The sequence below is a fragment of the Rhizobium sp. CF080 genome (assembly GCF_000282095.2).
Classification (GTDB): domain Bacteria; phylum Pseudomonadota; class Alphaproteobacteria; order Rhizobiales; family Rhizobiaceae; genus Neorhizobium.
Window position 1 is genome coordinate 459,182 of the sequence record NZ_AKKC02000004.1, and the last position, 22,522, is coordinate 481,703.

Here is a 22,522-nt window from a genome sequence, read left to right on the forward strand (position 1 = left end):
ATCGCAAAACCGCTGCACACTTTTGAGCGACATGCTTTAGACGGCGCCGCGGGTTTCCACATAGATCGCGTAGACCGAGTGGCTGCTCGCCATGTAGAGGCGGTTCTTCTTCGGGCCGCCGAAGACAAGGTTGGGGCAGCGCTCCGGAAGCTTGATGAAGCCGATCGCCTTGCCGGCCGGGTTGAATACCTTGACGCCGTTCAGATCCTCGGGCCTGGCGCCTGCCGCGCCGTTCGATCCCCAGCCGCACCACAGATTGCCGTCGACATCGACCTTGAAGCCGTCGATACCGCCATTGTCGTCGGCCGTCACCAATGCCGTCTTGTTCGAAAGCTTCACGCCGTCGGCGCCGACGTCGTAGCTCCAGATGATACGGTAGGGCGCTGCGCGGCCTTCGACGATGTAGAGCTTCTTTTCATCGGGCGAAAACGCAAGGCCGTTCGGGCCTTTCAGCTCGTCGGTGACGAGGTCGAGCTTGCCGTCCGGCGAGATGCGATAGACCGAATGCGGCAGCTCCGCCGTTGCCTTGTCGCCTTCCCATTCACCGGCAATGCCGAAGGGCGGGTCGGTGAACCAGATGGAGCCGTCGGACTTGCAGACGATGTCGTTCGGGGAGTTGAGCTTCTTGCCGTTATATTTGTCGGCGAGCACCGTGATCGAACCGTCATATTCGGTGCGGGTGACCCGGCGTGTCAGATGTTCGCAGGAAAGCAGGCGACCCTGGCGGTCGCGGGAGTGGCCGTTGGCATAGTTGGCGTTGGCGTTGTAGACGCTCCAGGTCTCGTTGGCTTCGTCGTAGCGCATGACGCGGTTGTTCGGAATGTCGCTGACGAGCAGATATCGTCCGTCGCCGAACCAGACTGGGCCTTCCAGCCAGCGCGCGCCGGTTGCGACCTGTTCGAGCGAACTGCTGGCGACACGATATTTCGCAAAGCTCGGATCGAGGATCTGGATGGCGGGATCGGGATAGATGGGGCTCGGCGTAAAGCCGATCGCCTGCGCGGATGCCAATTTCGGGACGGCGGTTGCCAGGGCGGCGGCCGAAAGCGTCAGGAGGTTGCGGCGCGAAAAATTCACGTTGAAATCCTTCAATTATGGATACTTGATTTCATATCAATTTGCCCGGTTTGCCGGGGGACCGAGACCATGGTCCGCTTCCCAATTAAAGGCAGTCCATTGTGCGCCGCAACAAACAAGATTGGCTTTTGTCAGGTTGGTTAAACACCGGTGAAATCCCGGCGGGAGATCGGGGGCGCCCATAATGCACTGCAGCAAGAGTAAGATTTTCTTATGAAAAAGCCCTTATGAACCATTGAGGATCAAGTTCGATCGCCATGCGCATGATGTGCACCGGCCGGTACGGCTCCTGCTTTTTCCTTTTCAGTGCGCCTTCATTCCTACAGCGTTTTTTGAGGTATCCGATGCTCAAGAATTTAAAGATCAAAACAAAATTCCTGATGGCGATTGCCATTCTTGCCGTCATTTCGCTGGGAGGCCTGATGTATGTCACCGGCAAGTTCAGCGCTGCCAACGAGGCCTATTCCGGCTTCCTGCAGAAGGAAAGCAATGCGGCGACCTTCGGACCCCGGGGCGCGGCCGGCATGTGGACCGCGACGACATGGCTGAGCCGTGCGCTCGCCCAGGACCCGGCAAGCGCTGCTTTCCAGGATCTGTCCGGGCGGTTCTCGAAGGAGTTTACCGGCGCTCGCGACCGGTTGACCCAGATACCGGCGCTGGTGCCGAGCCGCAAGGCTGCGATCGACGAACTGCTTGCCGGTGCGGACGCACTGAAGGCGATCGGCGACGATCTTCTCAAGGCCCATACCGCAGGCGACCAGGAAAAGGTTCGCACGCTTTCCGCCAAGCTCGACCAGGCGATCGTCGATCTCTCGCCGAAATTCGGCGCCAATAACGGCGCCATGGCCGAAATCCTCAACAACGGCGCCAAGACGTTGAGCCAGTCGGTTTCCAGCACGATCACCTATGCGATCTGCGGCATGCTTTTCGGCATCGCGATCGCGGCCGTCCTGTCCATGACGATCGCCCATAAGGGCATCACCGCGCCGATGGCCCGCTTGCGTGAACGCATGGCTTCGCTGGCGGCCAGTCAGACGGAAGCTGCCATTGACGGCCTCGACCGCAAGGACGAAATCGGCGAGATGGCCAAGGCTGTCGCCATCTTCCGCGACAACGCGCTGGAGCGTGTCCGCCTGGAACAGGAAGCCGAAGACAATCGCGGCCTCTCCGAACGCGACCGCATAGAGCGCGAAGCCCAGAAGACGCGGGAAGCCGCCGAGATCAAGTTCGCCGTCGACAACCTGGCAGAGGGCCTCAGCCATCTCTCCGACGGCAACGTGTCCTACCGCATCGAAAAGCCGTTCACCGCGACGCTGGACGGTGTCCGCAACGACTTCAACGCCTCGGCCAGCAAGCTGCAGACGGCCTTGGAGCAGGTGGCGGAGAATGCCCGCAGCATCGAAGCCGGTTCGGCCGAAATCAAGGCTGCTGCCGACGACCTGGCCAAGCGCACCGAGCAGCAGGCGGCTTCGGTCGAAGAAACCGCCGCTGCTCTCGAGGAAATCACCACTACCGTCAAGGACGCTACCAAGCGCGCCCAGGAGGCCGGCGCCCTCGTTGCCCGCACCCGCAGCGGCGCCGAAAGCTCCGGGGAGGTCGTCCAGCGCGCCGTCAAGGCGATGGAACAGATCGAAAAGTCCTCCGGCGAGATTTCGAACATCATCGGCGTCATCGACGACATCGCCTTCCAGACCAATCTTCTCGCGCTGAACGCCGGCGTCGAAGCGGCGCGTGCCGGTGAAGCCGGCAAGGGTTTTGCCGTCGTCGCCCAGGAAGTGCGCGAACTCGCCCAGCGCTCCGCCAAGGCCGCCAAGGAGATCAAGGCGCTGATCACGACATCGAACGAGCAGGTCAATGCCGGGGTGCAGCTGGTTGGCGAGACCGGACAGGCGCTGGTGACGATCGTTTCGGAAGTGCAGGAGATCAACCGGCACGTCAATGCCATCGTGGAATCGGCGCAGGAACAGTCCTCCGGGCTTCAGCAGATCAACACTGCCGTCAACCAGATGGACCAGGACACGCAGAAGAATGCCGCGATGGTCGAGGAATCGACCGCCGCAAGCCACGGTCTTGCCCGTGATGCCGCGTCGCTCAACGAACTCCTGGCCCAGTTCAAACTGCAAGGCCAACGCCACGCTCCGCGTCCCGCCGATCGCCGCGACACGCCGGCTGCCTCGCCTGCCCGCAATCTGGCCCGCAGGGTCGCCACCGCCTTTTCCGGCGGTTCCGCGGCCGCTGCGGTCAGCAACGACTGGCAGGAGTTCTAGGGGCGTCAGGTCGGCTTCGGCATCCTGCAGCGAAGGCATAGAGGGTCACGATCAGCGCGCGAGAGGGTGAGAGAAACCTTCAATGAACGCGCGGTCGTGACGCTCTCGCCGCGATGGACGTTCTCATTTTACGCCATGGATGTGCGGCTGCCGGCGGTCCGGGTGCCGAGGAAAACCAGCGGCACCGCGATTGCATAGATGGCGACAACCGAGAGCCAGATGGCCCCTGGCCAGTCGTTCTGGACGACAAAGTAGAAGCTCGAGAACGCGAGCGGCGCGACGATGGAGGCCAGGCTCACAGCCGATGCCAGCACGCCCTGGAACTGGCCCTGGCGGGCTTCGTCAACCTGCCTTGTGGCAAGCGCCTGAAGCGCCGGCGTGCCGATGCTGCCGAGCGCGAAGACGGGCATGATGGCGAACACGATCCAGCCGTGGTTGGCAAAGGCCATCGCGACAAGGGCCGCACAGGCGCAGGCGATTCCGAGGAGAACGGCCCCGCGTTCGCCGAGCAGTTTGGTGGCCGGGCCGGGCAGGAGGGCCTGCACCAGCGTCTGGCAGATGCCGAACGCGCCGAGCGAAAGGCCGATCCAGAGGCCATTCCAGTGGAACGCGTCGAAGCCCCACAGCGCCCAGCAGATGCCATAGGCCTCTCCGGTGGCGCTCATCACGAAAAACACAACCGTGATCGGCAGAAGCCCCTTCATCGAGAAGATCCAGCGTAGCGGCCGAAGTGGGTTGAAGGCAGCCAGATCGACCTTCTGGCGGGCCGGTATGCGGGACTCCGGCAGGATGAACAAAGCCAGCAGGAGATTGCAGGCGTTCAGCACGGCGGCGGCAATGAAAGGGAGCCGCAGCCAGTAGTCGCCGAGCAGCCCACCGAGAATTGGCCCGATGATGAAGCCGATGCCGAACACGGCGTTGAATAGGCCGAAGCGACGGGCCCGTTTGTCATCGGGCGAAATGTCGGTGATATAAGCGGTTGCCACGGAGACATTGGCGGCTGTCAGGCCGGCAATGGCACGGCCGAGCAGCAGCATCCAGAGCTGCGGCGCGAACGCCATGACGATGTAATTGATCACCGCACCGCAGAGCGAAACAAGTAGCACGGGACGCCTGCCGAGATTGTCGCTCAAAGCCCCGAGCACCGGCGCGAAGATGAACTGCATGACCGCATAGAGCGCGGTCATTATCCCGATTGTCGGGGCGATATTCTGGGAATGCGTCACATCCTCAAGAAGTCGCGGGAGAACGGGGAAGATCAGGCCTATGCCTGCGGCGTCGAGGCCGATCGTGGCGAAGATAACGACAAGGGGTCTGTTCATGGCGGGGCTCGAACGACGGAAGCAATATTTCTATATTGGATACCAATATGTACTTGATACATGTATGCATGCCCCTTTGGAAGCTACATGTCAATGCCGGATGTGTACTGAGTATATGAAGCGTGCTACCGTCGCGGCATGTCAGCGCCATCCCCCTCAGAGCTATCAGATCGCAGAACCCGTAAACGCCTCGCCACGCGACGGGCGATCTCCCTGGCCGCGGACCAGCTCTTCCGGGAGCGTGGCTTCGAGAATGTGACGGTGGACGAGATTGCGGCGGCCGCCGATGTCGGGCGGATGACGGTGTTCAATCATTTCGCCCGCAAGGAGGACATGTTCTTCGATCGCGACGAGGAGGGGCGTGAAATCCTGCGCGACGCGTTGCGGCAACGCGATCCCGGCATCTCGCCGGTCGAGACGTTGCGCCTCCTCGCCCATCGGCTCGTTGCGGAGCAGGCACCTTTCCTGCAATTCTCCGCCGCCAGCCAGGGCTTCGTGCAGACGGTCGAAGGCAGCGAAACCCTCAAGGCGCGAGCGAGGGCAATCCGTGACGAACTGGCGCAAGTCGTGGCGGTGGCGATGGCCGAATGCGTCGGGCGGGAACCAGCGGATCCCGACGCCGATCTGGTGGCCGGCCTGCTTTTGGCGACGTGGACCGTCGCCTTTCTCCAGGCTCATGGGATCTTTCGGCAGAGACGGGATTCGGAGGAAGCGAAAGCCGTCTTTCTCGCTCTTGTCGACAAGGGAACCATCGGCCTGAAAGCTGCAATGGCTGGCACGCCTTACGCCTGAGCAGTCAATTCCGGCCCGATGATGTCGCCAAGCACGCCGGGTCGATGGCGTGCTTGCGATAATTGCCTGGTTTCGACTGATCGGGCAGTCGGATCAAAGGCTTTTTGCGTCGGAGACCCGGCGGATCACCGTGAATTTCTTGTCGAGATCCGGGTGCAGCTCCATTCCGAGGCCCGGGCCCGGCGGGACGGTGATCATGCCGTTCTTCACCTCCGGGAGTGCGGTGACGAGGTCGCGATACCAGGTACGGTAGAAGGCGCGCACGCTTTCCTGGATGAGCGCGTTCGGCGCGTTCAGCGAAAGATGCGTCGAGGCGCAGAGCAGGACCGGGCCGGTGCAGTCATGCGGGGCGATCGGCAGGTGCCAGGCTTCCGCCATCGAGGCGATCTTGCGCGCTTCGGAAATGCCGCCGCACCAGCCGATATCGAGCATGACGACACCGGCCGCGCCGGTTTCGAGCAGATCGCGGAAAGCCCAGCGGGAGCCGAGTGTCTCGGATGCGGAGATCGGAGCGGGGGAGACGTCGACGTAGCGTTTCAGGTCCGCCAGGCTGTCCATCTTGATCGGGTCTTCATGCCAGAACGTCTGGTAGGGCGTCAGCGCCTTGGCGATCTGCATGGCGGGCAGGAGCTGCCACATGGAGTGGAACTCGACCATGATATCCATCTTGTCGCCGACGGCCTTGCGGATCTTCTCGAAAGGTTCAAGCGCAGACTTCAGATCCGGCAGCGAGATGTACTGGCCGCGGGTCTTTTCGGCCGCCGCATCGAAGGGCCAGATCTTCATGGCGGTGATGCCTTCTTCCAGCAGCGATTCCGCCAGCTCGTCTGCCCTGTAGAGGAAGCCGTTCAGGTCGTCGTAGCTCGTTCCGGCGCCAAGGCCGTAATTGCCGGTCTGCTGCCCGGTGTTGCGCTTGACATATTCCGTGCCGGCGCAGGTGTTGTAGGTGCGGATCTCGTTGCGGGTGAAGCCGCCGAGAAGCTGGGCGATCGGCAGGTTGGTCGCCTTGCCGAAAATATCCCAGAGCGCGATGTCGAAGGCCGAGTTGCCGCGCACTTCCGCGCCCGAGGAGCGGAAGCCGATATAACCGACGAGATCCTGCGCCAGAAGGTCGATCTGCAGCGGATTGCGGCCGATGACGCGCGGCGCAATGAATTCATGCACATGCGCCTCGACGGCCTGGACGCCGTAGAAGGTCTCACCAAGACCGGTGATCCCTTCGTCGGTATGGACCAGAACCCAGAGGAGGTTTTCGCGTTCGTCGATGCGGACTGTTTCGATGCCGGTGATCTTCATGGCGTTTTCCATAAACGTGGAGATTGCTGGTGGGGCGGGATTAGAAGACGAGGTGAACCTTCATCGACTTTGTGCGGTCGGTCGCGAGGTCGAAGGCTTCGACGGCGCGTTCCATGGGGATCTGTGCAGTCAGAAGCGGACGCACGTCGATGCGGCGCTCGGCGATCAGCTTGGCCGCCCACTCGAACTCGGCATCGAAGCGGAACGTGCCGCGGAGCACGATTTCCTTGGTGACGATGGCGCTGATCGGCAGGCTGACTTCCTTGCCGAGGCCGACGGCGACGATCGTGCCGCGGGGACGCACGACGTTCAAAAGGCCGGCCATGACTGCGCCGTTGCCGGAGCACTCGAAGGCCGCGTGGAACGTGCCCTTGCCTTCCGCGTAAGGAGCCAGTGCATCCGGCTGCTCGGCGGTGTTGAGTACCGTGTCGGCGCCGACTGCCCTGGCGATCTCAAGCGCCGAGTTGGAAATGTCCGTCGCGACGATCTCGGTCGCGCCGGCGAAACGGGCGGCGAGGATGGTCAGGCAGCCGATCGTGCCGGTGCCGGTGACGAGCACGCGCTTGCCGACCAGCGAGCCGGCCTGCATGATCGCGTGAAGGCAGACGGCGAGCGGCTCGCAGCAGGCGGCTTCCTCGAAGGGTGTGTCGGCCGCGACCGGCACTGCCTGCTCGGCCTCGACGACGATCTCTTCGCGGAACAGGCCCTGGACATGCGGAAAGCGCATCGCCGAGCCGTTGAAGCGCATGTCCATGGCATGCTGGCGCTGGCCTTCGCGCATAAATTCGCAATTGCCGCCGGGCCGGCTCGGATTGATGGCCACGCGCTGGCCGACGGCGAGGTTCGTGACGCCTTCTCCGATCGCGGCGATCTCGCCGGATGCCTCGTGGCCGAGGATCATCGGCTCGCGGACGCGCACGGTGCCGAAACCGGCATGGTGGTAATAATGGAGGTCCGAGCCGCAGATGCCGCCGGCCCTCAGGCGGATACGCACTTCGCCCGGTCCAGGCTCGCCGACGCTGCGTTCCTCGATCCTCAGATCATGTTCCTTGTGAATGACGACGGCTTTCATGGGCATTCCTTGAGATTTCACGATTGCGGCCAGTGGGTGACCGGAGTTGGGGCGGTCAGAGCTGGGCGAGCCAGCCGCCGTCCACATAAAGCGTCTGGCCGTTGATATAGTCGGAGGCGGCACTCGACAGGAAGATCGCCGCGCCGACGAGCTCTTCCGGCTTGCCCCAGCGGCCGCTCGGATTGGAAGCGCGCACCCAGGCGTCGAATTCCTTGTTGTCGATCAGCGCCTGGTTCATGTCGGTCAGGATATAACCGGGGCCGATCGCGTTCGACTGGATGTTATGCGGCGCCCATTCGACCGCCATGGTGCGGGTGATCGCGGTGATCGCGCCCTTGGAGGCGGTGTAGGGCGCCACGGTGGCGCGGCCTGCGGCGCTGGTCAGCGAGGCGATATTGACGATCTTGCCGCCGCGGCCGCGGGCGATCATGCGCTTTGCGGCCTCGCGAGCGATGACGAAAGAGCCGGTGAGGTTGACGTCGAGCACCCGCTGCCAGTCCTCGACGCCGAGATCGACCATCGGCTTGCGAAACTGGATGCCGGCATTGTTGATGAGGATGTCGATCTCGGTGCCGTCGCGGTCGAAGGTTTCGAAGGCCTCGACGATCGAGGCCTCGTTGCCCACGTCGAAATGCTTGCCCGAGACCTTGTAACCCCTGGCCGTGAGCTTCGACACGGCCTCCGCCACGCCCTCGGCGCGGGTGCCGTTGACGATCACATGGGCGCCGGCCTCCGCCAGGCCTTCCGCATAGGAAAAGCCGAGGCCGCGAGTGGAGCCGGTGATGAGCGCGGTGCGCCCGGTAAGATCGAAAAGCTGCTTGAAGGACATCGGGTTCGCCATCGAAACGAGAGGAAAGGGGTAGGGCGGCCAAGGGCGACCAGGGCCGCCCTCCGGCGGTTAGCGAAGCCAGCTTGCCGGCACGGTGATCAGCTCCGGGAAGATCACGAAGGTAAAGAGCAGCACGGTATAGGCCAGCAGGAAGGGTAACATGCCCTTGATGACCTGGTCGAGTTCGACGCGCGCCACGCCCGACACGACGTTCAGAACCGTGCCGACCGGCGGCGTGATGAGGCCGATCGCGTTGTTCATCATGAACATCACCCCGAAGTAATAGGGATCGATTCCGGCCTGCTTGACGAGCGGCATCATCACCGGGGTGAGGATCAGGATCGTCGGGGTGAGGTCGAGCGCGGTGCCCACCAGGAAGACGATGATCATCAGCATGAACATGAAGAGCTTCTTGTTCTCCATGTAAGGCGCAAGCGATTCACCGATTTCCTGCGGGATGTTGGCGACCGTGATCAGCCAGGCCGAAACGTAAGCCGCTGCGACCAGGAACATGATCGTGCTGGCCGTCTTCGCTGCCTGAAGCAGCAGCGACGGCATGATGGAGATCTTCAGTTCCCCATAGACGAACATGCCGATGACGAAGGCATAAACGACGGCGACGACGCCCGCTTCGGTCGGCGTGAAGATGCCGGTCTTCATACCGCCGATGATGATCGCCGGCAGGACGAGCGCCCAGATGCCTTCCCTCAGAGCCTTCAGCAGTCGCGGAAGTTCGAACTTCTGCTCGGAGGCCATGGACGGCGTCTTGCGGGCATAAAAATACCAGGTCACCATCAGCGTCACGGCCATCATCAGGCCCGGCGCGATGCCGGTCATGAACAGGCGCGTGACCGAGAGTTCCGCTGCGACGCCGAAGACCACGAAGGGGATCGACGGCGGCAAGAGCGGCGCAACGATGCCGGCGGACGAAATCAGACCCGCCGAGAGCGGAACCGGGTAACCCGCACGGCGCATCAGCGGAATGACGACGGCGGCAAGGGCCGCGCAGTCGGCGATCGCCGAACCGGAGATCGCGGCAAGGACCAGTGCCGCGATAACCGCGACATAACCGAGACCGCCACGGAAATGGCCGACCGCGGCGATCGCCACGCCGACGATGCGTTTGGAAACGCCGCCCGCGTTCATGATTTCGCCTGCCAGCACGAAGAAGGGCAGGGCCATCAGCGGATAGTTGTTGGCGCCGTCGAGAACGTTCTCGGCCAGGATCTGGACGTCGAAAATATCCAGGTGCATCATCAGGACGACGCCGCAGATCAGCAGCGAGAAGGCAACCGGGATGCCGAGCAGCATCGCTCCGCAGAGTGAGCCGACAAAAACAAAAATAGTCATGCGCGTTGTCCCCTTCGCCGCTTATTCGACCAGACCGTCGGCATTGCTGGCAAAGATTTCCTCATCGGGAATCCGGCCGGTCGCGACGTCGAAGATCGAACGAAGTTGGAGGACGGCCATGCCGATGCAGCAGAGCACGCAGGAGAAATAGACCCAGCCGAGAGGAATGCCGGCGACCGGCGAGTAGTTCTCCAGGTTGTCCAGAACCTGACGCCAGGCGCCGAGGCCGAGCAGGTAGCAGCAGATCAGCGTGGCGATGTCGCCGCCGATGCGCACCGCGCGTTGAGCCTTGAACGGCATGGCACGCACCAGGCTGTTGACGCCCAGATGGGCGCGGTCGCGCAGCGTCAGGAAGGCGCCGATGAAGATCAGCCAGACGAAGATGAAGCGCGACAGCTCTTCCGACAGCGTGATGCCGGAATTGAAGCCGTAACGCAGGACGACGTTGCCGAAAATCAGAATGACCATCAGCGCAAGCGCCGCTATCAGCAGTTTTTCGAGCGTGCCGAACAGGATGCGGGAAATCATGGGCGTCCCCCAATAAGAAGAGATCGGTGGTCCGGCCCCCCGCAAGGAAGAGGGCCGGACCGATGCCGGGCAGCGATTATTTCTCTGCGCGAACCTTGGCGATGGTGGCCTGGATCTCGTCGACGAGTTCGGCGCCGACGACCGGCTTGTACTTCTCGATGATCGGCTGGGTGGCGGCACGCAGCTTGGCGAGCTCGGCTTCCGGCAGGGCTTCGACCTTCATGCCGTGGGATTCGAGTTCGGCGACAACCTTGGCATTGCCGTCATCCATCAGCTTACGCAGGTAGACCATGGCTTCCTTGCCGGCCTTGACGATCGCTTCCTGATCGGCAGGCGTCAGCTGTTCCCAGAACTTCTTCGACGTGACGAGAATGCAGGGCGTGTAGACATGGTTGGTCGTCGTGCCGAACTTCTGAACTTCGTAGATCTTGTTGGCGTACATGTGGATGTACGGATTTTCCTGGCCGTCGAGCGCGCCAGTTTCGAGCGCGGTGAACACTTCCGCGTAGGACATCGGCAGGGCGTTGGCGCCGATCGCCTTCCAGCTGTCGAGGGCGACCTGGTTCTGCATGACGCGAACCTTCAGGCCCTTGATGTCGTCGGCGGTCTTGACCTGGTGCTTGTTGTTGGAGAGCTGGCGGAAGCCGGTCTCGCCCCAGGCGACGCCATGCAGGTTGTGCGGCTCGATGAGGGTCATCAGCTTGTTGCCGATCGGGCCGAGGAAGACGGCGTCGACTTCCTTCATGTTGCCGAACAGGAAGGGAAAGTCGAAGACCTGGACTTCCTTGATCTTGCCGGCGATCGGCGCAAGCGAGCCGTAGAACATTTCCTGCGTGCCGCTCTGGGTCGACTGCAGCATCTTGTCGTCGCCGCCGAGCATGCCGCCGTGGTAGACGTTGATCTTCACGCGGCCGTTCGTGTACTGGCCGGCCAGTTCCGCGAACTTGTTGAGCGCGACGGCCTGCGGATGCTCCTGCGGCATGGCGTGACCGAGCTTTGCCTTGAATTCCTGCGCGGTGGCGATCGTGCCGGCTGCGACGGTAGCGAACATCGCGAGTGCAAAGGCACCTGCCAGTTTCATCATTCTGCTTTTCATTGGACCTCTCCCTTCGGTTCCAGTCAAAACGGTGGTCTCCCCACCCCCTTCCGGACCATCACCACGTGATCTGTCCGGCATCGAAGGCGTCGCCTTGCGACGCCGCCTCAATCTCCTCGGGCCAGAGATCCGGCCCACGTAATCTCACCACTCGGCGACGCTGCCGTCCTCGTGGCGCCAGACGGGATTGCGCCACCGATGGCCTTCGCGGGCGCGCTCGATGACGTATTCCTCGTCCACTTCGATACCGAGGCCGGGACCCTGCGGGATCCCCACGAAACCGTCCGCATAGGCAAAGACATCCTTGTTGACGATGTAGTCCAGGATGTCGTTCGTCTTGTTGTAGTGGATGCCGAGGCTCTGCTCCTGGATGAAGGCGTTGTAGCTGACGGCATCGATCTGCAGGCAGGCGGCAAGCGCGATCGGTCCGAGCGGGCAATGGGGCGCCAGCGCCACGTCATAGGCTTCCGCCATCGCCGCGATCTTGCGGCATTCGGTGATGCCGCCGGCATGGGAGAGGTCCGGTTGGATGATGTCCACATAACCGTCCGACAGGACCTGCTTGAAATCCCAGCGGGAATAGAGCCGCTCGCCGAGCGCGATCGGGGTGGAGCAATGGTTGGCGATTTCCTTGAGCGCCTCGCGGTTTTCCGAAAGGACGGGCTCCTCGATGAACATCAGCTTGAACTGTTCAAGTTCCTTGGCGAGCACCTTGGCCATCGGCTTGTGGATGCGGCCGTGGAAATCGACGCCGATGCCGATATGCGGGCCGACCGCCTCGCGGATGATGGCGATGGTTTCGACCGCCTTGTCCACCTTTTCGTTGGTGTCGACGATCTGCATCTCCTCGGAACCGTTGAGCTTGATCGCCTTGAAACCGCGGGCGACGACGTCCTTGGCGTTGCGCGCTACATCCGAAGGGCGGTCGCCGCCGATCCAGGAATAAACCTTGATACGGTCGCGCACCTGGCCGCCGAGCAGCGAATGGACGGGGACCCCAAGCGCCTTGCCCTTGATGTCCCAGAGCGCCTGGTCGATGCCGGCGATCGCGCTCATATGGATCGCACCGCCGCGATAGAAACCGCCGCGATACATGACGTTCCAGTGATCCTCGATCAGGAACGGATCCTTGCCGATCAGATAGTCCTCGAGTTCGTGCACGGCCGCCTGCACGGTCAGCGCGCGGCCTTCGACGACCGGTTCGCCCCAGCCGACAACGCCCTCATCCGTCTCGATCTTCAGAAACAGCCAGCGTGGCGGGACGATATAGGTGGTCAGCTTCGTGATCTTCATTCGTTTTCAACTCGTCATCCGGCCTTTGGCCGGCGAATGCACATCCGTGCGGCAGGACGCGTTCGCTCCCGAAAGACATGACGGTTTCGGTCGCGCTCCGTATTTAAGGCGGGGGGCGCGTTCGATCTGCAACGAAGGCAGCGTCATCAGCTTGCGGGGTACGGGTCTCCTCCAGCACCTCCATTTGCCATCTAAAATAAATCGTATTTATTGTCAATTTAAATGCGATTTATCTTTTGGGACATTTCGTCTATGGGTAGACCCCAAGGATTGCCAGGGATGGAGCTGTATGGCGGAATCGGGGAGAGCGAATGCGCACACGCGCGAAAAAGGTGGCCGGCGACCCGTCAAGGACAACCTGCTCCATGTGCTGATAGACCGGATCGTTTCCGGCGAGATTGCAGAGGGATCGACGCTTCCGAACGAAGCCGATCTCCAGGAACTCTACGGCGTCAGCCGCACGACACTCAGGGAATCGATGCAGCATCTGGTGGCGCAGAGCATGGTGCGGTCGCGCACGCGTGGCGGGACGATCGTCCTGCCGCGGGATCAGTGGAACTATCTCGACCCGATCGTGCTCGACGCGGCGATGAGGCATCCGAAGGACGAGCGGTTCTACCAGTCGCTTGTCGATGCACGCATGGTGCTGGAGCCGGCTGCGGCGGAGGCGGCTGCAATCAATGCGACCACGAGACAGATCATGGTCATCGCGGAAGCGTTCGACGAGATGGTCGCAGCCCACTCCCGCTATACGGATGCCTGGAGCCAGGCCGACCTGCAATTCCACACCGCGATCATCAATGCTTCCGGCAACTGGGTATACCGCCAGTTTGCGGCCGCTATCGGTGCGGCCCTGTTAGCGAGCTTTCGCATCACCAACCGCGCGAGCCAATCGCATGAATATGCCCTCAACATTCACCGGGCAGTGCTCGATGCCATCCGCATGCGCGACCCGCAAGGTGCCCGGCGCGCCATGGAAACCCTGGTCGCCGGCGCGCGGCGGGAACTGAGCGAGGTACTTCAAGCGAGCAAGGTTACAACGCCAGTCCCCTGACGGTTTCAGCTCCCAGTTGCGCGAGGAGCGGAGCTTGCGGTCGCGGCCTGCCGCGACCCTGTCATACCGAGCTCTTGATCCCCAGCGCCGAGGGGATGTTCACCCCTCCCGCGCTCAAACCCTCTTTCCGGCCGCGTCGAACAGATGGAAACGGCTGGGGTCCGCCGTCAGGGCCATGGTCTCGCCGATCCGGATGCCCGAGCGGCCTGGGACGCGGAAGACGACAGGACTGTCGTCGGCCGTCATGGCATGGACGTAGCTTTCCGCGCCCACCAGTTCGACCGCCGCCACCTGAACCTCGGCCCTGATGGGTCCGGGAGCATTGCCATTGGCGACTACGATATCCTCCGGGCGGATGCCGATCGTGGCAGCACTATTCGGCAGTCGCGCATCGGGCGACATCTTCCAGCCGGCGCCTTCGCCAAGTTTCATGAGGTTCATGGACGGCGAGCCGATGAAGGTCGCGACGAAAGTGGTCGCCGGCTTTTCATAGAGTTCGATCGGCGTGCCGACCTGCTCGATCCGGCCGGCATTCAGCACGACTAGCCGGTCGGCGAGCGTCATCGCCTCCATCTGATCATGGGTGACGTAGATCGACGTCGTGGCGAGCGAACGTTGCAGGCGGCGGATCTCGACCCGCATCTGGACGCGCAGCTTGGCGTCCAGGTTGGATAGCGGTTCGTCGAACAGGAAGGCGGCCGGCTTGCGGACGATGGCACGGCCCATGGCGACGCGCTGACGCTGGCCGCCGGAAAGCTGGCGCGGCTTGCGTTCGAGGAAGGGCTCGATTTCCAGCGCGCGAGCGGCTTCGGTGATGCGGCGATCGATCTCGTCCTTCGGCGTGTTGCGGTTCTTGAGTCCGTAGGCGAGGTTCTGCCGCACCGTCATGTGCGGGTAGAGTGCATAGTTCTGGAAGACCATGGCGATGTCGCGCTCGGCCGGTTCCAGTTCGTTGACGCGCTTGCCGGCGATCGTCACCTCGCCCGCCGAGATGCTTTCAAGGCCTGCCACCATGCGCAGCAGGGTGGACTTGCCGCAACCGGAGGGGCCGACCAGCACGATCATCTCGCCGTCTTCGATATCGAGCGACACGCCCTTGATCGCCTCGATACTGCCGCCATAGACCTTGCGGACATCCTTGAGTTCGATTGTTGCCATTACTTCTCGGTCTCCACCAAACCTTTGACGAACCAGCGCTGCATCAGCACCACGACGATGACGGGAGGAATGATCGCCAGGATCGCGGTGACCATGACGTAGTTCCATGGGGTTGAGGCATCCGCGAAATCCACCATTCGGCGCAGGCCGATGATGATCGTGTTCATCTTGGCGTCATTGGTGACCAGCAGCGGCCACAGATATTGCGTCCAGCCGTAGATGAACAGGATGACGAAGAGCGCGGCGATATTGGTCGTCGACAACGGCAGCAGGATGTCCCGCATGAAGCGGAACGGCCCGGCATTGTCGATGCGGGCAGCCTCGACCATCTCGCCCGGGATCGTCAGGAAGAACTGCCGGAAGAGGAAGGTGGCGGTCGCCGACGCCATCAGCGGCAGGGTCAGACCGGCATAGGTATCGATCAAGCCGAGATCGACGATGACCTTGTAGGTCGGCAGGATGCGCACTTCCACCGGTAGCATCAGGGTGATGAAGATCATCCAGAAGAAACCCATGCGGAAGGGAAAGCGGAAGAAGACGATCGCGAAGGCCGAAAGGAACGAGATGATGATCTTGCCGATGGCAATGGCGATCGCCACCACGAAACTGTTGAACAGCAGCCGTTCGAGACTGACGCCGACCACGCGCTCGACGCCGCCCGAGATGGATTCGCTGTAGTTTTCCATCATGTGCCCGCCGGGCAACAGCGAAAGCGGCGGACGGATGATGGCGCTCGAGGTCGCCGTCGAGGCAATGAAGGTATAATAGATCGGGAAGGCGACGATGATGATGCCGAGGATCAGCATCAGATGCGCCATGAGGGAGGCGAGAGGGCGGTTTTCGATCATTGAATGTCCTCAGCCATAATGCACGCGCCGCTCGACGAAGCGGAACTGGAAGGCGGTGAGTGCTATGACGATGACCATGAGCACGACTGACTGGGCGGCGGACGAACCGAGGTTGAGGTTCACGAAGCCGTCGTTGTAAACCTTGTAGACCAGCGTTTCGGTCGCCTTGGCCGGCCCGCCGCCGGTCACGGAATGAATGATGCCGAACGTGTCGAAGAACGCGTAGACGGTGTTGACGACGAGCAGGAAGAAGGTCGTCGGCGCCAGAAGCGGGAAGACGATCGTCCAGAAACGGCGGCTGCCGCGGGCGCCGTCGATTGCCGCCGCCTCCAGCAGCGATTTCGGGATTGCCTGCAGGCCCGCGACGAAGAACAGGAAATTGTAGCTGATCTGCTTCCAGGCGGCGGCAACCACGACCAGCACCATCGCCTGATCACCGTTGAGCAACGGGTCCCAGGCAATGCCGTTGCGTCTTACAATGTAGGCCAGGGTCCCCATGGCGGGATTGAACATGAAAAGCCACAGCATGCCGGCAACCGCCGGCGCGACCGCATAGGGAATGATCATCAGGGTTCTGTAGAACCCCTTGCCGCGCACCACGAGATCCGCCGCCGTTGCCAGCAGCAGCGCCAGGCCCATGGATAGCAGGGCGGTCGCGACGCTGAAGACGATCGTTACCTGCAGCGCATGCAGATAGTTCTCGTCCGACAGGATCAACCTGAAATTGGCAAGCCCGACGAAACTGCTCCGCAGGCCGAACGGGTCTTCCCGCATGGCCGATTGATAGAGCGCCTGGCTTGCAGGCCAGAAGAAGAAGATGACCGTCAGGATGATCTGCGGCGCGACCAGGATGTAGGGCAGGATCTTGTTCGGAAAGACGACGGTTTGCACGGGCAGGCTCCGTTGGAATGCGAACGAGGCCGCCCGTGCCGGAAAGACACGGGCGGCCTGCGATGCTTACTTTTCGATTGCCTGCTGGATCGCTGCGTTACCGCGTTCGACGGCCTTGTTGAGGGCGGTCTTGGCATCCTGCTTTCCGGCCAACATCGACTCGAACTCCTCGTTCATGATGTCTCGGACCTGCGGCAGGTTGACGAGGCGAACACCCTTGGAGTTTTCGGTGGGCGCCTTGCCCATCATCTGAAGGAGCGGCGTCTCGCGGCCGGGGTTCTTGTCATAGAAGCCGGATTTCTTGGTTTCCTCATAGGCGACCATCGTCACCGGCATGTAGCCGGAAACCTGGTGCAGGCGGGCCTGGATCTTGGTCTGCGACAGGAAGTTGAAGAACTCAGCCGTGCCCTTGTATTCCGCATCGCTCTTGCCGCCGAAGACCCAGAGGCTGGCGCCGCCCGGAATGGTGTTCTGCGGCCGGCCGGCACCTTCGTAATAGGGAAGCTGGCCGATGCCGTAGTTCATGCCGGTCTTGATGATGTCGCCGAGACCGCCGGAGGATTCCGTCATGATGCCGCATTCCCCCGACGTAAAGAGCTGCTTGGCTTCCGACGTGCGGCCGCCATAGCGGAAGGTGCCTTCCTTGGCGAGGTCGGCGATCGTCTGGAAGTGCTTGACGAAGAAGTCGGAGTTGAAGGCGAGTTTCACATCCACGCCGGCGAGGCCGTTTTCATTGCTGCCATAGGAGACGTTGTTCCAGGCGGCGAGATTTTCAGTCTGGATCCAGGTGAGCCAGGTCGAGGTCATGCCGCAGGGGGCAGCGCCGCTGGTCTTGATCTTCTTGGCAGCCTCGAAGACCTGTGGCCAGGTTTTCGGCGGATTGGCGGCGTCGAGGCCGGCCTTCTGGAAGATATCCTTGTTGTAATAGAGGATCGGCGACGAGGAGTTGTAGGGGAAAGACAGCATGGTGCCGTCCGGCTTCGAATAATAGGCGACGATGCCGGACAGATATTGCGACTTGTCGAACTTGTAGCCGCCCTTGGTCAGTACGTCGGCGACCGGCACGATAGCGCCCTGGGCACCCATCATCACGCCGCTGCCTGCGTCGAAGACCTGGATGATCGCCGGCGGCTGCTTGGCGCGGAAGGCGGCGATGCCGGCATTCAGCGTTTCCGGATAGCTGCCCTTGAAGACCGGAACGATCTTGTAGTCCTTCTGGCCTTCGTTGAATTCCTTGGCAAGCTGCTCGACGACCTCGTTATTGGCGCCGGTCATGGCGTGCCACCATTGGATTTCGGTGACGGCCATGGCGCTCGAAGCCATCAGCAGCGATGTGGTTGCGGCAATTGCCGAAGTAAGGACGATTTTCATGGATGTTTTCCTCCCTTTCCCATGAGCCGAAGATTGGGTCCGGCAGGACCCTTTTTTTGCGCGTCGCTCGATCCAGAGGTTCGGGCAGCGCGCGGATGAAGCGGCTATGCCGCCGCCGAATCTCCTGCGCTGACGCCGGCGATGCGTTTGAGGTCGCTGACGGCCCCAGGGCCCGCTGCGAGCACCGGGGCGCCTTTGGTGAGCCGCCCTCCTTCCGTGGGGAAGGGCAGGAACCAGCCGCCGGCTTCCTCGACGATGCAATAGCCGCCGAGGCAGTCCCAGGCGTGCATATAGGGCTCGTAATAGCCGACCAGCCGCCCGGCAGCGACATAGGCGAGCATCAACGCGCCCGACCCGAGCCGGACGAAATTGCCGCCGCCTTCGAGGAGATCGCTGACGATCTTGGCGACGGCGGCCGGCGTGACATGGTGGTTGGCGCCGATGCCGGTCAGCCCGTTGCGGATCGTCTTCTTCGCATCAAGCGAAAGCCGCTTGCCGTTCAGCGTTGCGCCCTGTCCGGTCGCCGCCGAATAAATCTCGTCATGGCAGGGCACATAGATGACGCCGACGACCGGTTTCCTGTCATGGAGAACGGCGATCGAGACACACCAGTTCGGCATGCCGCTGACAAAGGGGCTGGTGCCGTCGATCGGGTCGACGACCCAGGTATAACCGGAACTGCCGTCGGCAAGGCCGTATTCCTCGCCCAGGAATCCGTCGTCCGCGAATGTTTCGGACATGCGGTCGCGGATGAGATTTTCCACCTCCCGGTCGGCGATCGAAACGACATCCTGCGGATCGCCCTTGGTTTCGATGATCAGTGTTTCCCGGCGGTTGAAATAGTCGAACGCGACCTTTCCCGCTTCCCGCGCAACCTTTTCGGCAAGCGCGTGGCGATCCTTGATTTGCTGCTGGTTGTTGTTCATGAAGAAACGTGTCCCTGTCTGCGGATCTTTCATTCCGCGATGATGGCGATGCCCCGGCTCTTGAGGCCGATTGCGACCTGCGTGCCGGGGGGAAGAGGACGGTCGACCGACGGGTCTACGATGAACAAGGTCCCGCCGCTCGTTTCCGCCTCGTATTCGATATGGTCGCCGAGATAGGCCGTGTGCCTGATCCGCCCGAAAAAGGCGGCGCTTTCGGCCGGTTCGACCGTGATGGCATTCGGTCTTACCGCGAGCTTGCCGCGGCCGGGCCTCGCACCGCGCGCCGGCACAACATGCCTCAGGCCTTCAATGCCGACGGTCGCCTGTGTGCCCGAGATATCGATGATCTCGCAGGGCACGACATTTGCCTCGCCGATGAAGTCGGCGATGAAGGACGAGGCCGGTGCCTCGTAGAGGTCGCGCGGGCTGCCTTCCTGGGCGATCTCGCCGTCCTTCATCACGATGATCTTGTCTGAGACCGCAAGCGCCTCGTCCTGGTCGTGGGTGACGTAGACGGCGGTGAACTGCAGGCGTTGCTGAAGCTCGCGGATTTCGGTGCGGACGCGGCGGCGCAGCCGCGCATCGAGATTGGACAGCGGCTCGTCGAGCAGCAGGACCTGAGGTTCGAGGACCAGCGCGCGGGCGACGGCGACACGCTGTTGCTGGCCACCGGAAAGTTCAGCCGGAAGACGGCGTCCCATGCCCGCAAGGCCGACGAGTTCGAGCCCGTGTTCGGCCTTTTCGCGCGCGTCCCTCCTGCTCAGCCCGGACGACTCCAGCCCGTAGGCGACGTTGTCGAGCGAATTCATGTGCGGGAAAAGCGCGTAGGACTGGAAGACCATCGAGACGTCCCGCTCGTTGGCCGGCAGCATGGTGACGTCCTTGCCGCCGATCAGGATGCGGCCGGAGCTCGGATGTTCGAGGCCGGCGAGCATGCGCAGCGTTGTGGTCTTGCCGCAGCCGGAGGGGCCGAGCAACGTCACCAGCGTGCCGGGCTCGACAGTCAGCGACAGGTCGTGAATGGCCGTGAACGCGCCGAAAGTCTTGCGGACGTTCTGGAAGACGACGGATCCGGCCTGGGTGAGGCTCATGCGATTTTCTCCTGCTGCAGGGAGGTCGGAACGCGGGCGCGCGAGGCCGAGATGCGGTTTTCACGCCGCAGTCGCCGTTCACCGACGATCAGTTGGAAGCCGGCGATGACGGCGATCATCACCACGATCAGCATCGAGGAATAGGCGATCGCCACGCCATATTCGCCATTCTCGACCAGGCCGACTATATAGGAGGTCGCCATGTTGTATTGAGCGCTGACCAGGAAGACGACGGCGCTGATCGAGGTGATGGCGCGTACGAAGGAATAGACCAGCGCTGCAGTGATCGCCGGCCTCAAGAGCGGCAGGATGACCTTGCGGATCGTGCGGAAGCTGGTCGCCCCAAGCGTCATCGAGGCCTCATCGAGGCTTTTGTCGAGCTGGCTCATCGCCGCGATGCCACCGCGAACCCCGACCGGCATGTTGCGAAAGACGAAGCAGGCGACGAGGATCAGCGCCGTGCCGGTCATTTCGAGCGGCGGCAGGTTGAAGGCCATGATGTAGCTGATGCCGATGACCGTGCCGGGAATGGCAAAGCTCATCATCAGGGCGAACTCGAAGAGTTCGCGGCCGGCAAATTTCTGCCGGACGATCACATAGGCCGTGGCCAGTCCGACGGCGGCCGTCAGCGGCGCCGAGATCAGTGCGATCTCCATCGTCGTCCAGAACGAGTTCCAGGCGACCCCGGTCCAGGCCAGCGAGCCGTCGCGAATGGTGACGGAGAAGGCCTTGGTGTAATGGGCAAGCGTCAGCGTGTTGTCGAGACCCCAGGTCTTCACGAAGCCGCCGAAGATGATCATGCCGTAGACGACGAGCGTGAAGATCATCCAGGGGATAACGAGCGCATGTACGGCAATCGAAAGCGGGCGGGGCAGTGCGATATGGGCGCCGCTGTCGCCCTTGCCGGTGACGGTCGCGAAATTCTTGCCCGAAAGCCAGAGCCGCTGGGCGAGGAAGGCTGACAGGGTGAAGCAGAGCAGGATCATCGCAAGCACCGCGGCGCGGGCCGGATCGTTCTGCGAACCGACGACGGCGAAGAAGATTTCCGTCGAAAGCACGCCATGACTGCCGCCGAGCACCAGCGGGTTGCCGAAATCCGCCATGCTTTCGATGAAGCCGATCAGGAAGGCGTTGGCGAGGCCGGGTTTCATCAGCGGTAGGGAAACGCGCCAGAAGGTGCGCCAGCGGTTTGCGCGCAATGTCTGCGAAGCTTCCTCCATCGAAGGGCTCACCCCTTCGACGACGCCGATCAGCACGAGGAAGGAAATCGGCGTGAAGGAAAGGACCTGCGCGATCCAGATGCCGGTCAGGCCATAGAGCCAGCGGCTCGGTTCGATGCCGAAGACCGACGAAAGGCCTTGGGTGACGACGCCGGCGCGGCCGAACAGAAGCGTGAGCGCTAGGCCGATCACGAAGGGCGGGGTGATGATCGGCAGCACGGTCAGGAGCCGCAGGCCCTTCTTGAAGGGAAAATGCGTGCGCGTCGCGACCAGAGCGAAGGCGAGACCCAGGAGGGTCGAGCCTGCAGCCGTCATGATCGCCAGGAAAAGCGTGCGCCAGGCGATCCCGCAGCGGGCACCGCCAATGACGCAATCGAGGCTCCAGATCGAGGAATCGACGATGTTGCGGCTGAATCCGTCGAAATTCACCGAACCGTCGAAATCCTGGAAGGCGCCGATGAACATGCTGCCGATCGGATAAAAGACGAAGACCGCGACGAGGAAGATCAGCACCGAGATGGTCGAGACGACAAACGCGTCGCCGCGCATCACACCCCTTTCGGCAAGGCCGAAGGAGAACAGCAGAACGAAGACCACGGACATGAGGACGGCGCCGGCACCCATAGAAGACTGGCCGCCGGCGAGTTCACCGAAGAGTGTCTCGCTGATCGTCCAGCTCCAGCCGGTATTGCCGATCGCAAGCCCCTGGAGCGCGAGAAAAACGACACCGAAGCCGCCCGCCCAGGCGAGAAGCGCGCCGCGCCGCATCGGATCGGTCACGAACCGCGCGGCGATCGCGCCGAGAAGTGCCAGCAAGGCGGCCAGCAGCCAGAAGCGGCCGTGCATGAAGATCTGCAGTATTCCGGGAGCGGCCGAGGCCGCTCCCGGAAAATCCCCCAGCCAGGAGAATGACAGGAAACCCTTCTCGATCCGGTACCACGGCAACAAGACCATGGCCGCCGCGCCGACGGCAAGGACAAGGTCTAGTCTGCGATTGCGATTGTCCATGGCCGGCCGGGAACCTCATCAAGAGCACAAAAG

19 protein-coding genes are annotated in these 22,522 nt (G+C 62.3%); 3 read left to right on the plus strand and 16 right to left on the minus strand.

Going from position 1 to position 22,522, the window contains the following annotated elements:
* Positions 1–36: 36 nt before the first annotated feature.
* The gene (locus PMI07_RS09200) at positions 37–1,077 is read right to left on the minus strand and encodes an SMP-30/gluconolactonase/LRE family protein (protein ID WP_007757919.1); all 1,041 of its coding nucleotides are present in this window, start codon (positions 1,075–1,077) and stop codon (positions 37–39) included.
* Between the two features lie 344 nt (positions 1,078–1,421).
* On the opposite strand from PMI07_RS09200, the gene PMI07_RS09205 reads away from it, so the two are divergent.
* Positions 1,422–3,344 carry a methyl-accepting chemotaxis protein gene (locus PMI07_RS09205; RefSeq protein WP_007757917.1) on the plus strand — a complete coding sequence of 641 codons (1,923 nt, stop codon included), beginning with the start codon at positions 1,422–1,424 and terminating at the stop codon, positions 3,342–3,344.
* A gap of 128 nt (positions 3,345–3,472) precedes the next feature.
* On the opposite strand, the gene PMI07_RS09210 is transcribed toward PMI07_RS09205, so the two are convergent.
* Positions 3,473–4,666, minus strand: a complete 1,194-nt coding sequence (locus PMI07_RS09210) for a TCR/Tet family MFS transporter (RefSeq protein ID WP_007757914.1) — start codon at positions 4,664–4,666, stop codon at positions 3,473–3,475.
* Positions 4,667–4,804: 138 nt separating this feature from the next.
* Between PMI07_RS09210 and PMI07_RS09215 the strand changes: the two genes are divergently transcribed.
* The gene (locus tag PMI07_RS09215; protein WP_024163687.1) at positions 4,805–5,458 is read left to right on the plus strand and encodes a TetR/AcrR family transcriptional regulator; all 654 of its coding nucleotides are present in this window, start codon (positions 4,805–4,807) and stop codon (positions 5,456–5,458) included.
* 93 nt (positions 5,459–5,551) lie between these two features.
* Here the strand turns inward: PMI07_RS09215 and PMI07_RS09220 are convergent, their stop codons facing one another.
* The 7 genes from PMI07_RS09220 to dgoD form a co-directional block, all read right to left on the minus strand.
* Positions 5,552–6,754 (minus strand): mandelate racemase/muconate lactonizing enzyme family protein, encoded by a 1,203-nt coding sequence (locus tag PMI07_RS09220; protein WP_007769724.1) that lies wholly within the window; start codon positions 6,752–6,754, stop codon positions 5,552–5,554.
* A gap of 40 nt (positions 6,755–6,794) precedes the next feature.
* On the minus strand, positions 6,795–7,826 hold the full coding sequence (locus PMI07_RS09225; RefSeq protein ID WP_007769726.1) for an L-idonate 5-dehydrogenase: 1,032 nt from the start codon (positions 7,824–7,826) through the stop codon (positions 6,795–6,797).
* Between the two features lie 55 nt (positions 7,827–7,881).
* Entirely contained in the window at positions 7,882–8,655 is a 774-nt protein-coding gene (locus tag PMI07_RS09230) for an SDR family oxidoreductase (RefSeq protein WP_037086099.1), read from the minus strand.
* Between the two features lie 69 nt (positions 8,656–8,724).
* Positions 8,725–10,005: a TRAP transporter large permease subunit gene (locus PMI07_RS09235; protein WP_024163688.1), complete on the minus strand. Its 1,281-nt coding sequence runs from the start codon at positions 10,003–10,005 to the stop codon at positions 8,725–8,727.
* A gap of 21 nt (positions 10,006–10,026) precedes the next feature.
* Complete coding sequence (locus PMI07_RS09240) at positions 10,027–10,533, minus strand: TRAP transporter small permease (protein ID WP_007754511.1); 507 nt, start codon at positions 10,531–10,533, stop codon at positions 10,027–10,029.
* A gap of 76 nt (positions 10,534–10,609) precedes the next feature.
* The gene (locus PMI07_RS09245; RefSeq protein ID WP_007754510.1) at positions 10,610–11,629 is read right to left on the minus strand and encodes a TRAP transporter substrate-binding protein; all 1,020 of its coding nucleotides are present in this window, start codon (positions 11,627–11,629) and stop codon (positions 10,610–10,612) included.
* A 144-nt stretch (positions 11,630–11,773) separates the two neighbouring features.
* Positions 11,774–12,922, minus strand: a complete 1,149-nt coding sequence (gene dgoD, locus PMI07_RS09250) for a galactonate dehydratase (protein ID WP_007754507.1) — start codon at positions 12,920–12,922, stop codon at positions 11,774–11,776.
* Positions 12,923–13,211: 289 nt separating this feature from the next.
* On the opposite strand from dgoD, the gene PMI07_RS09255 reads away from it, so the two are divergent.
* Positions 13,212–13,976, plus strand: coding sequence for a FadR/GntR family transcriptional regulator (locus PMI07_RS09255; RefSeq protein ID WP_007754504.1), 765 nt, complete (start codon positions 13,212–13,214; stop codon positions 13,974–13,976).
* A 114-nt stretch (positions 13,977–14,090) separates the two neighbouring features.
* Here the strand turns inward: PMI07_RS09255 and PMI07_RS09260 are convergent, their stop codons facing one another.
* The 7 genes from PMI07_RS09260 to PMI07_RS09290 form a co-directional block, all read right to left on the minus strand.
* Entirely contained in the window at positions 14,091–15,134 is a 1,044-nt protein-coding gene (locus PMI07_RS09260; protein ID WP_007754503.1) for a sn-glycerol-3-phosphate import ATP-binding protein UgpC, read from the minus strand.
* On the minus strand, positions 15,134–15,982 hold the full coding sequence (gene ugpE, locus PMI07_RS09265) for a sn-glycerol-3-phosphate ABC transporter permease UgpE (protein WP_007754502.1): 849 nt from the start codon (positions 15,980–15,982) through the stop codon (positions 15,134–15,136). The genes PMI07_RS09260 and ugpE overlap by 1 nt, the downstream gene beginning before the upstream one ends.
* A 9-nt stretch (positions 15,983–15,991) precedes the next feature.
* The gene (gene ugpA / locus PMI07_RS09270; RefSeq protein ID WP_024163689.1) at positions 15,992–16,873 is read right to left on the minus strand and encodes a sn-glycerol-3-phosphate ABC transporter permease UgpA; all 882 of its coding nucleotides are present in this window, start codon (positions 16,871–16,873) and stop codon (positions 15,992–15,994) included.
* Positions 16,874–16,939: 66 nt separating this feature from the next.
* Positions 16,940–18,244, minus strand: coding sequence for a sn-glycerol-3-phosphate ABC transporter substrate-binding protein UgpB (gene ugpB / locus PMI07_RS09275; RefSeq protein ID WP_007762893.1), 1,305 nt, complete (start codon positions 18,242–18,244; stop codon positions 16,940–16,942).
* 104 nt (positions 18,245–18,348) lie between these two features.
* Positions 18,349–19,170: an inositol monophosphatase family protein gene (locus PMI07_RS09280; protein ID WP_037086103.1), complete on the minus strand. Its 822-nt coding sequence runs from the start codon at positions 19,168–19,170 to the stop codon at positions 18,349–18,351.
* Between the two features lie 29 nt (positions 19,171–19,199).
* Positions 19,200–20,261, minus strand: coding sequence for an ABC transporter ATP-binding protein (locus PMI07_RS09285; RefSeq protein ID WP_007762889.1), 1,062 nt, complete (start codon positions 20,259–20,261; stop codon positions 19,200–19,202).
* A complete protein-coding gene (locus tag PMI07_RS09290) occupies positions 20,258–22,489 on the minus strand; it encodes an iron ABC transporter permease (RefSeq protein WP_007762886.1) in 2,232 nt (743 codons plus the stop codon). Before PMI07_RS09290 ends, PMI07_RS09285 begins: the two co-directional genes overlap by 4 nt.
* Positions 22,490–22,522 lie beyond the last annotated feature (33 nt).

What these genes read in the sequence shown, in the direction of transcription:
- PMI07_RS09205 (WP_007757917.1), top strand. Translation starts at nt 1,422, where the DNA reads ATGCTCAAGAATTTAAAGATCAAAACAAAATTCCTGATGGCGATTGCC.
- PMI07_RS09210 (WP_007757914.1), bottom strand. Translation starts at nt 4,666, where the DNA reads ATGAACAGACCCCTTGTCGTTATCTTCGCCACGATCGGCCTCGACGCC.
- PMI07_RS09215 (WP_024163687.1), top strand. Translation starts at nt 4,805, where the DNA reads ATGTCAGCGCCATCCCCCTCAGAGCTATCAGATCGCAGAACCCGTAAA.
- PMI07_RS09220 (WP_007769724.1), bottom strand. Translation starts at nt 6,754, where the DNA reads ATGAAGATCACCGGCATCGAAACAGTCCGCATCGACGAACGCGAAAAC.
- PMI07_RS09225 (WP_007769726.1), bottom strand. Translation starts at nt 7,826, where the DNA reads ATGAAAGCCGTCGTCATTCACAAGGAACATGATCTGAGGATCGAGGAA.
- PMI07_RS09230 (WP_037086099.1), bottom strand. Translation starts at nt 8,655, where the DNA reads ATGTCCTTCAAGCAGCTTTTCGATCTTACCGGGCGCACCGCGCTCATC.
- PMI07_RS09235 (WP_024163688.1), bottom strand. Translation starts at nt 10,005, where the DNA reads ATGACTATTTTTGTTTTTGTCGGCTCACTCTGCGGAGCGATGCTGCTC.
- PMI07_RS09240 (WP_007754511.1), bottom strand. Translation starts at nt 10,533, where the DNA reads ATGATTTCCCGCATCCTGTTCGGCACGCTCGAAAAACTGCTGATAGCG.
- PMI07_RS09245 (WP_007754510.1), bottom strand. Translation starts at nt 11,629, where the DNA reads ATGAAAAGCAGAATGATGAAACTGGCAGGTGCCTTTGCACTCGCGATG.
- dgoD (WP_007754507.1), bottom strand. Translation starts at nt 12,922, where the DNA reads ATGAAGATCACGAAGCTGACCACCTATATCGTCCCGCCACGCTGGCTG.
- PMI07_RS09255 (WP_007754504.1), top strand. Translation starts at nt 13,212, where the DNA reads ATGGCGGAATCGGGGAGAGCGAATGCGCACACGCGCGAAAAAGGTGGC.
- PMI07_RS09260 (WP_007754503.1), bottom strand. Translation starts at nt 15,134, where the DNA reads ATGGCAACAATCGAACTCAAGGATGTCCGCAAGGTCTATGGCGGCAGT.
- ugpE (WP_007754502.1), bottom strand. Translation starts at nt 15,982, where the DNA reads ATGATCGAAAACCGCCCTCTCGCCTCCCTCATGGCGCATCTGATGCTG.
- ugpB (WP_007762893.1), bottom strand. Translation starts at nt 18,244, where the DNA reads ATGAAAATCGTCCTTACTTCGGCAATTGCCGCAACCACATCGCTGCTG.
- PMI07_RS09280 (WP_037086103.1), bottom strand. Translation starts at nt 19,170, where the DNA reads ATGAACAACAACCAGCAGCAAATCAAGGATCGCCACGCGCTTGCCGAA.
- PMI07_RS09285 (WP_007762889.1), bottom strand. Translation starts at nt 20,261, where the DNA reads ATGAGCCTCACCCAGGCCGGATCCGTCGTCTTCCAGAACGTCCGCAAG.
- PMI07_RS09290 (WP_007762886.1), bottom strand. Translation starts at nt 22,489, where the DNA reads ATGGACAATCGCAATCGCAGACTAGACCTTGTCCTTGCCGTCGGCGCG.